This window comes from Paeniroseomonas aquatica, from assembly GCF_030409335.1.
GTDB lineage: Bacteria > Pseudomonadota > Alphaproteobacteria > Acetobacterales > Acetobacteraceae > Belnapia > Belnapia aquatica.
This window is the reverse complement of the sequence record NZ_JAUFPN010000033.1, coordinates 84,984-93,284: the sequence shown is the minus strand read 5'-3', so window position 1 is coordinate 93,284 and position 8,301 is coordinate 84,984. Positions and strand designations below refer to the sequence as shown.

Annotated in this window: 11 protein-coding genes and 1 tRNA gene; 6 read left to right on the top strand and 6 right to left on the bottom strand. The window is 74.8% G+C overall.

The window, feature by feature from the left end; all coding sequences use genetic code 11:
- On the bottom strand, window positions 1-371 hold a 371-nt coding region (locus QWZ14_RS03775; RefSeq protein WP_456307214.1), incomplete at its 3' end, for a hypothetical protein.
- A gap of 95 nt (window positions 372-466) precedes the next feature.
- Here QWZ14_RS03775 and QWZ14_RS03770 point away from each other — a divergent pair.
- Window positions 467-1,132, top strand: coding sequence for a cytochrome b/b6 domain-containing protein (locus QWZ14_RS03770; protein WP_290315230.1), 666 nt, complete (start codon window positions 467-469; stop codon window positions 1,130-1,132).
- A gap of 5 nt (window positions 1,133-1,137) precedes the next feature.
- Here the strand turns inward: QWZ14_RS03770 and QWZ14_RS03765 are convergent, their stop codons facing one another.
- The gene (locus tag QWZ14_RS03765; protein WP_290315229.1) at window positions 1,138-1,572 is read right to left on the bottom strand and encodes a c-type cytochrome; all 435 of its coding nucleotides are present in this window, start codon (window positions 1,570-1,572) and stop codon (window positions 1,138-1,140) included.
- Window positions 1,573-1,695: 123 nt separating this feature from the next.
- Here QWZ14_RS03765 and QWZ14_RS03760 point away from each other — a divergent pair, with 123 nt between their 5' ends.
- Window positions 1,696-2,283, top strand: a complete 588-nt coding sequence (locus QWZ14_RS03760) for an LOG family protein (protein WP_290315228.1) — start codon at window positions 1,696-1,698, stop codon at window positions 2,281-2,283.
- Window positions 2,284-2,380: 97 nt separating this feature from the next.
- Window positions 2,381-2,457 (top strand) — tRNA-Pro (locus QWZ14_RS03755).
- Between the two features lie 66 nt (window positions 2,458-2,523).
- On the opposite strand, the gene QWZ14_RS03750 is transcribed toward QWZ14_RS03755, so the two are convergent.
- Complete coding sequence (locus QWZ14_RS03750) at window positions 2,524-2,790, bottom strand: DUF2842 domain-containing protein (RefSeq protein ID WP_290315227.1); 267 nt, start codon at window positions 2,788-2,790, stop codon at window positions 2,524-2,526.
- Between the two features lie 90 nt (window positions 2,791-2,880).
- Between QWZ14_RS03750 and QWZ14_RS03745 the strand changes: the two genes are divergently transcribed.
- Both QWZ14_RS03745 and QWZ14_RS03740 read left to right on the top strand, forming a co-directional pair.
- Window positions 2,881-3,396: an adenine phosphoribosyltransferase gene (locus QWZ14_RS03745; RefSeq protein ID WP_290315233.1), complete on the top strand. Its 516-nt coding sequence runs from the start codon at window positions 2,881-2,883 to the stop codon at window positions 3,394-3,396.
- Between the two features lie 4 nt (window positions 3,397-3,400).
- Window positions 3,401-4,432 (top strand): hypothetical protein, encoded by a 1,032-nt coding sequence (locus QWZ14_RS03740; protein WP_290315226.1) that lies wholly within the window; start codon window positions 3,401-3,403, stop codon window positions 4,430-4,432.
- 6 nt (window positions 4,433-4,438) lie between these two features.
- Here the strand turns inward: QWZ14_RS03740 and QWZ14_RS03735 are convergent, their stop codons facing one another.
- Window positions 4,439-6,064, bottom strand: coding sequence for a GMC family oxidoreductase (locus QWZ14_RS03735; protein WP_290315225.1), 1,626 nt, complete (start codon window positions 6,062-6,064; stop codon window positions 4,439-4,441).
- Window positions 6,061-6,984 (bottom strand): LysR family transcriptional regulator, encoded by a 924-nt coding sequence (locus QWZ14_RS03730; RefSeq protein ID WP_290315224.1) that lies wholly within the window; start codon window positions 6,982-6,984, stop codon window positions 6,061-6,063. The genes QWZ14_RS03735 and QWZ14_RS03730 overlap by 4 nt, the downstream gene beginning before the upstream one ends.
- A 125-nt stretch (window positions 6,985-7,109) precedes the next feature.
- Here QWZ14_RS03730 and QWZ14_RS03725 point away from each other — a divergent pair, with 125 nt between their 5' ends.
- Window positions 7,110-7,541: a DoxX family protein gene (locus QWZ14_RS03725; RefSeq protein WP_290315223.1), complete on the top strand. Its 432-nt coding sequence runs from the start codon at window positions 7,110-7,112 to the stop codon at window positions 7,539-7,541.
- A gap of 152 nt (window positions 7,542-7,693) precedes the next feature.
- Here QWZ14_RS03725 and QWZ14_RS03720 read toward each other — a convergent pair whose 3' ends face one another.
- A complete protein-coding gene (locus QWZ14_RS03720) occupies window positions 7,694-8,230 on the bottom strand; it encodes a GNAT family N-acetyltransferase (RefSeq protein WP_290315222.1) in 537 nt (178 codons plus the stop codon).
- Window positions 8,231-8,301: the final 71 nt, after the last annotated feature.

Here is an 8,301-nt window from a genome sequence, read left to right as displayed (position 1 = left end):
GGCACCCCGGCCCGGCCCAGGTCCGCCGGGGTGAGCGGCCCGCCGGCCAGCCACCAGCCGGCGCCGAGCAGCCCGAGCCCCGCCAGCGGCCCCGTCACCCAGCCGCGGCGCCCGGCCAGGGCCAGCAGCAGGTCGAGCAGCCCGGCCAGCAGGGCCAGTGCCGGCAGCCGTTCCGGCAGCTGCCGGGGCGAGCCGGTGAGCTGCCCGAGGGTCAGCAGCCAGCCGGCCGCCAGGCCGAGCCCGGCGCCGAGGCCGGCGAGGTCCGGCCGGCGCCGCAGCCGGGCGAGGCCGGCCCAGGCCAGGGCGAGCAGCGCCGCCACGACCGGCCCGGCCCAGGGCGCCAGCGCCTCGGGCAGCGGCGGCAGCGTCATGCCCGCCCCCACGCCGCGCCGGCGTTGCGCCGGGCTGCGCCGGAACGCCGCGGTTGATACCCTGGCGGCATGGGCGAATCGGGCGGGACAGGCGCATGAACGACGGGGCGTTGCGGCGGGTGGAGGTATGGGATGGCTGGATCAGGCTGGTGCACTGGTCGGTGGTGATCCTGCTGGGCGTCTCCTACGCCAGCATTCAGGCGGGCTGGATGCGGACCCATTACGCCTCGGGCTACGTGGTGCTGGCGCTGGTGCTGTTCCGGCTGGCCTGGGGGATCGTCGGCTCCGATACCGCCCGCTTCAACCGCTTCCTGCGCTCGCCGCTGGCCGCGCTGGCGCATCTGCGCCAGCTGCGGCGGCGGGAGCCGGACCGGGAGATCGGGCACAATGCCGCCGGCGGCTGGATGGTGCTGGTGCTGCTGGCGCTGCTGCTGGCCCAGCCGGTGACCGGGCTCTTCGCCAATACCGGCTACGGCGACTACGGCCCGCTGGCCCGGACGGTCGACTCCGAGACCAGCGACTGGCTGACCGGGCTGCACCATCGCAACTTCAACCTCATCCTGGTGGCGGCGGGGCTGCATGTGCTGGCGGTCCTGGCCTATGCCCTGCTCAAGGGCCAGAACCTGGTGCGGCCGATGCTGACCGGCCGCAAGGCGCTGCCGGCCGGCATGGCGGCGCCGCGCCTCGGCTCCCCGCTGCTGGCCGCCGCGTTGCTGGGTGCGGCGGCCCTGGCGGTGTTCGGGCTCAGCCGGTTCGGCTGAGCCGCCTAGCGGGCGCGGTAGGTGCGGTGGCAGGCGCCGCAGAACTGCGGCCCGGTCGCCTGGTAGGCGGTGGCGAAGCCGGCGGCATCCCCGGCGGTGGCGGCGGCCTTCAGCACCTCGAGCTGGCCGAGCATGCGGGTATTGGCGGCCTCGAAGCCGGCGCGCTCGCTCCAGACCGCCGGCAGGGCCTTGGTATCGCCGGTGTTCGAGCCGGCGGGGAAGCGGTCGGGCATGGTGCGGAACCAGGCGATCATGTCATCGACCCGCGGCGCCAGCGCGGCGACGTCGCCCCGGGCCTCGGCAACCGGCTTGAAGGCATCCATATGCCCGCCCATCCGCTTCAGCCCGGCGCGGCGCTCGGCGATGACGTCGCCCTGCGCGAAAGCCGTGCCGGCCAGGGCGGCCATGCCGAGTGCCGCAACCCATATTCGCATCTTCATACGCAAGTCCTTGGTGGTGAGTGTCCGATTGCGATCATGCCACGGCTTGCCATTCGCGTGGCAAGTTCCAGCCTGTAACAGACCCACCACCTTGGACCCAAAGCCTTCCGGAGCAGTCCCGCCATGTCAGACCAGATCCGATCCGCCGCGATCTTTTGCGGCAGCCGCCCCGGCCGCAACCCGGCCCATGCCGCCGCGGCGCAGGCGCTGGGCACCGCCATGGCCGAGGCCGGGCTGACCGTGGTCTACGGCGGCGGCGGGGTCGGGCTGATGGGGGTGGTGGCCGAGGCGGCGATCGCCGCCGGCGGCCGGGTGCACGGCGTCATCCCCGAATTCCTGACGAGGATCGAACGCATCTTCCCGGCGGTGGCGGAGCTGGAGGTGACCACCAGCATGCACAGCCGGAAGACCCGGATGTTCGAGCTGTCCGACGCCTTCGTCGCCATCCCCGGCGGGCTCGGCACCCTCGACGAGCTGGTCGAGATCATCACCTGGCGGCAGCTCGGCCTGCACGACCGGCCGGTGATCGTGCTGGACGCCGCCGGCTGGGCGCAGCCCTTCGTGGCGCTCGTCGAGGCGCTGATCGCCGACGGCTTCGTCGATCCCGCCTGCCGCCGGCTCTTCACCGTGGCGGCGGACGTGCCGGCGGTGATGGCCCTGCTGCGCAGCGCGCCGACGGCCGAGGCCGCCGCCCCGGCCGACCGGCTGTGAACCGGGCCACGCCCCCCCTTGCCGAGCCCGGCGGCGGGGGCTATATCGCCGCCTCCCCAGGCGCCGGCCGCCGTCGCCCGGGGGGATGCCCGACCGACGGAGCGTAGCTCAGCCTGGTAGAGCACTGTGTTCGGGACGCAGGGGCCGGAGGTTCGAATCCTCTCGCTCCGACCATGTCAGGCATCGCCGAGAACCCCGCCAGCCCCCAGGGCCGGCGGGGTTTTTCGTCTTCGCCGGGCCTCAGCGCTGGCCGGCGGCCCAGAACATCAGCCATTTCGCCGGGAAGGCCCAGACGATGCCGGCCACCAGGAAGAAGGGCACCTGCAGCGCCCAGTGCTGGGTGATGACATGGTCCGCCAGGGCCACCACCAGGGCGACATAGGCGGCGAAACCGAGCAGGCCGACCACTACGGCAATGGGGATGCGGGACATCCGCCCGACATGGCCCAGACCGGCCGCGCCGCCAAGCCCCTGGCGCGCGCCGCCGCGGCGGCGGCCCCGTTGCACCGCCCCGGTGCCCGGTGCTTAGTGTCGCCAACCCTGGCGCCAGCGCCGGTCCATCCGAAAGATCAGCCCATGCCAGAGACCAGCCTCGATATCGACCTGCGCGACCATATCCGCGGCATCCCGGATTTCCCCAAGCCCGGCATCCTGTTCTACGACATCTCGACCCTGCTGCGGCACGGCCCCGCCTGGCATGCGGCGATGGCCCGCATGGCGGCGCTGGTGCGGCCGCACAAGCCGGACGTGCTGGCCGGCATCGAGAGCCGCGGCTTCCTGGTGGCGGCCCCCCTGGCGCTGGAGCTGGGGCTCGGCTTCGTCATGCTGCGCAAGCCGCGCAAGCTGCCGGGGCCGACCATCGGCCTCGACTACGCGCTGGAATACGGCACCGACCGGATCGAGATGCAGGCCGATGCGGTGCAGCCCGGCCAGCGGGTGGTGCTGCTCGACGACCTGCTGGCGACCGGCGGGACCATGGCGGCCGGGATCGGCCTGCTGCGCCAGGCAGGGGCCGTGGTGCCGGCGGTCGCGGCGCTGATCGAACTGACCTTCCTCGGCGGCCGCGGGCGCCTCGACGTGCCCTGCGAGACCCTGCTGCGCTACGACGACTAGCGCCATGGTTGCCGTCCCCGAGGCCGGCGGCGCGGCCACGCGGCCCCGCCCGGCGATCCCCCGCAGGACCCTGCTGCGCGCCGCGGCCGCCATGGTGGCGGCGGGCACCGCCCCGGCCTGGGCGCTGCTGCCGGCGGCGGCCACGCTGCTGGTGCCGGGGCCCGAGGGCGGGCCGCTGGCGCATTGGGCCTCGCGGCTGGCGGCGGCGCTGGCGCGCGGCAGCACCACCGCGGTGGTGCTGCGGCAGAGCGTGCTCGGCGGGCCGGACGGGGTGACCGCGGCCAACCGCTTCGCCACCGCCGCCGCGCCGGATGGCCGCACCCTGCTGGTGCTGCCCGGTGCCGCGGCCCAGGCCCGGCTGGTCGGCGATCCGCGGGCCCGCTTCGAGGGCGCCGGCTGGGCGCCGGTCTGCGCCGCCCAGGGGCCGGCGGTGGTGGCCGGCCGGGCCGGGCTGGCGGCGGCGGCGACCGGGCCGATCCGCCTCGGCCTCGCCACGCCCGACCAGGCCGGCGCGGTGGCGCTGCTCGGGCTGGACCTGCTGGGCCTGCCGGCGACGCCGGTGCCGGGCCTGCCCGGCGAGCGGGCGGAGGCCGCCCTGGCCCAGGGCGCGGTGGAGGCGGTGGTGCTGCAGGGCGCCGACGTGCCGGCGCGGCTGGCGGCGCTGGGCGCCAGGCCCTGGTTCACCCTCGACGGCCCCGGCCCGCGCGACCCGGCGCTGCCGGAAACCCCGACCCTCGGCGAGCTGGCCAGCGGCGGCGATGCGGCGCTGCGGGCCGGCTTCGTCGCGGCGGCGGCGAATGCCCGGCTGATCGGCGCGCTGATGCTGCCGGCGCTGACGCCGGCGGATGTGGTGGCGCTCTGGCGCGCCGCGGCGCAGCGCTGGCTGGAGGAGGAACGGGCCGGGCTTCCGGCCGGCATCCGGGTCAGCGCCGGTGCGGAGCTGGCGCCGGTGCTGAGCCCGCTGGCACCGCCGCCGGAGGCGGTGCTGGCCTACCGCGAATGGCTGCTGCGGCGGCTGCGCTGGCGCCCGGAATAGGCGCGGCTACCCCGCGCGGATGAGATCGGCGGCCTTCTCCGCCACGCTCAGCACCGTCGCGTTGATGTTGCAGACCGGGATGTCCGGGAAGACCGAGGCGTCCACCACCCGGAGCCCGTCGATGCCGCGCAGCCGGAGCTGGGCATCGAGCGGCGCGGTCGGGTCGCCGCCCATCCGCACCGTGCCGCAGGGGTGGTAGACGGTGCCGCCGGTCTCCCGGGCGAAGTCGAGCAGGGCGGCGTCGTCGGCCGCGGCCGGGCCGGGGCGGGATTCGCCGGCGACGATCCCGGCCAGCGGCGCCGCCGCCATCCACTGCCGTGCCAGCCGGATGCCGCGGAGCGCACAGGCGCGGTCGGCCTCGGTCGCCAGGAAGCGCGGCGCGATGCGCGGCGCCACGGCCGGGTCGGGCGAGGCCAGGGTGATGGCGCCGCGGCTCTCCGGCCGGCATTGCCAGACGCCCAGCGTCATGCCGGGCCCTGACTCCGGCACGCCGATCCGCAGGCCGGCGAAGCGGTGGCCGGGCGCGGCGGGCGCCTCGGCCCAGGAGAGCGGGCCGCCGTTGATCTGGATGTCGGGCGCCTCCAGCCCCGGCGCGGTGCGGGCGAAGAGGGAGAACATGCCGGGCGACCAGGTGAGGACGCCGTCGCCGCGCAGCGCCCAGCGCAGCGCCTCGATGGGCAGCCGCCAGCCGGCGATGCGGCGATTGGCCGACCAGCGGTGCGAGGCCAGGCGGAAGCCGAGCCGGATGATGAAATGGTCCTGCAGGTTGGCGCCGATGCCCGGCATGTCCCGCAGCACCGGGATGCCGAGCGCGGCGAGGTCCGCGGCCGGGCCGAGGCCCGAGAGCAGCAGCAGTTGCGGGGAGCCGATGGCGCCGGCCGAGAGGATCACCTCGCGCTTCGCCGCGACCACCTGCTCCACCCCGGCGCGGCGGATGGCGACGCCGGTGGCGCGGCCCTCGGCGACGACGATCTTCAGGGCCAGCGCCTGGTCGATGACGTGGAGGTTGGGACGGCCCAGCGCCGGATGCAGGTACGCCCGCGCGGCGGAGATGCGGCGGCGGCCGCGGCGGGTCTGCTGGAAGGTGGAAAAACCTTCGCGCTGCGGGCCGTTCATGTCGGCGTTCACCGGCAGGCCGATGGCGCGGGCGGCCGCGGCGAGGTGGTCCAGCAGCGGCGGCGTTTCGGCCAGGTGCTCGACCGGCTGCGGCCCGGCGGTGCCGCGTTCCGCGCCCCCAGAAGCGAAGCTCTCGTGCTTCCGAAAATAGGGCAGCAGCTCGTCCCAGCCCCAGCCCGTGCAGCCCTTCTGCGCCCAAAGGTCGTAGTCGGACGGGTGGCCGCGGACATGGCCGAGGCCGTTGATCGAGGAGGAGCCGCCCCAGACCCGGCCGCGCGGATAATCCAGCGCCCGGTCGGCGGTGCCGGGGTCCGGCTCGGTCCGGTAGCCCCAGGTCAGGCGGTGGTGGCCGAGGATGCGGGCATAGCCGGCGGGGATGTGGATATAGGGGTGGCGGTCGCGGCCGCCGGCCTCGATTAGGGCGACGGTCGTGCCGGGGTCCTCGGAGAGCCGGGCGGCGAGGGCGCAGCCGGCGCTGCCGCCGCCGACGATGACGTAGTCATAGGCCTCGGTCATGCGGCGGGCTCCACGTCGCGGGCCACGGCCAGGATTAGGCGGCGGAGCCAGGCATGGCCCGGGTCGGCCTCGAAGCGGCGGTGGAACAGCAGGGACAGGCGGGTGTGGCGGAGGGTGACGGGCGGGTCGCGCAGCGCCAGCCCATGCGCGGCGGCGAGCTGGACGGCCAGGCGGGAGGACAGGCTGATGATCATCCCGGTCCGCTGCAGGATCTCCGGCACCGCCGAGAGATGCGCGACCACGGCGCCGAGCCGGCGCGGCGGCTGCCCCGCCGCGGTCAGCGCCCAGTCCATCGCCCCGTCGCGCGAGCCGTTCGGCGAATGCAGCAGGTGGGGGACGCTGAGGAAGCGCTCGAGCGTCAGCGCGCCCTCGGCCAGCGGATGGTCGGCGCGCATCAGGGTGCGGAAGCCCTCCGGCAGCAGCCGCAACCGGGTGTAGATCGCCGGCGGCTCCGGCAGCACGCCGAGCGCCAGGCTGGCGGCATCGGCCTCCAGCAGCGCCTCCCAGTTGGTGCGGTCGACGTGGCGGATGGCGAGCAGCGCCTGCGGGGCCTCCTGCGCCAGCCGCGCCAGCAGCGGCGGCGCCAGCACGGCCTCGGCATATTCGCTGAAGGCGACGGTGAAGACACGGCGCGTGCTGGCGGGGTCGAAGGGGGCCTGGCTGGCGATGGCCTCGGCGATGCGGTCGAGTGCGTCGGCGACGGGCGCGGCCAGGGTCAGCGCCAGGGCGGTCGGCTCGACGCCGCCGGGGCGGCGGAGGAAGAGCTCGTCGCCGAGCGCGAGGCGCAGCCGCGCCAGGGCATTGGAGACGGCGGGCTGGGACAGGTTCAGCCGCTCCGCCGCGCGGGTCACGTGGCGTTCGCGGGCGACGGCGTCGAAGACCCGCAGCAGGTTCAGGTCGAGATTGCCGAGTTCGGCCATGCGGCTCCCGTATCATTCACGCAGGTGATGATGGACGTTCCGAGCCCGCGTTGGAAGCCGTGGCGGCAGCGGGGCACCTTGCCGCCATCGCGGCACCTGTGCCGCATGCAACGAGGACCCGACCGATGATCGACGAACGCAATACCGCCCCTTATGCCGCCGCGCTGCTGCGGATCTCCCAGGGGCTGCTGTTCCTGGCGCATGGCGCCATCCTCAAGCTCGGCACCTTCGGGCTGGCCGGGACCATGGGCTTCTTCGGCAGCCTCGGGTATCCGCCGGCGCTCGGCGCGGTGGTGATCGCGGCGGAGATCCTGGGCGGGCTGGCGCTGCTGGCCGGCGTCGCGGTGCGCTGGGTGAGCCTCGGCCTGCTGCCGGTCATGCTCGGCGCGCTGGTGCAGCATTCGGGCAATGGCTGGCTGTTCAACGCGCCAGGCGGCGGCTGGGAATTCCCGGCCTTCTGGGCGGCGGCGCTGGTGGTGCAGGCCGGGCTGGGCGCGGGGGCCTGGGCGCTGGATGCGCGCCGGCTGGCGGGTGGGCGGCGGATGGCTGCGGCCTGAAGGAAGCAAGGCCGGGAGAAGGTATTCTCCCGGACCCTCTTCTATTTTTATGAGTTGGCATTTGCCGCGCAGCGAGTGCGAGACTCGGAAAAAGCAAGGGAGGGGCTTGGGGAGGAAATGCGTTGAGGCAGTGCCTCAACCCTCCCCAACCTTCACGCCGGCGCCGTCGCGGGGCCTTCGCCCAGCGGCCGCGTCATCAGCACGGTGTCCAGCCATTCCCCGTGCTTCCAGCCAACCGCCGGCAGCACGCCGCAATGGGTGAAGCCGCAGGCGGCGTGCAGCCCGATCGAGGGCGCATTGCCGCTGTCGCCGATGACCGCGATCATCAGCCGGAAGCCGGCCGCCTCGCAGCGCTCGATCAGCGCCGGCAGCAGCAGCCTGCCGGCGCCGCGGCGGCCGGCATCGGGCGCGACATAGACCGAGTTCTCGACCGAGAAGCGATAGGCCGGGCGGGCGCGATAGGCACTGGCATAAGCATAGCCGAGCACCCGCCCGGCGGCATCGGCGGCGACCAGGTAGGGGTAGCCGCCGGCGAGGATGGCGGCGCGGCGCTTGGCCATCTCGGCCTCGCCCGGCGGCTCCAGCTCGAAGCTGGCGCGGCCATGGGTGACCCAGTGGCCGTAGATGGCGGCGATGGCCGGGATATCGGCGTCGGTGCTGTCGCGCAGCAGGATCTGGTCGTCGGACATGGGCCGATGGTGCGGCGCGGCGGGACGCCTGTCCATCGGATGACCCCTTCACCTGTCGGCGGCCGGGCCGC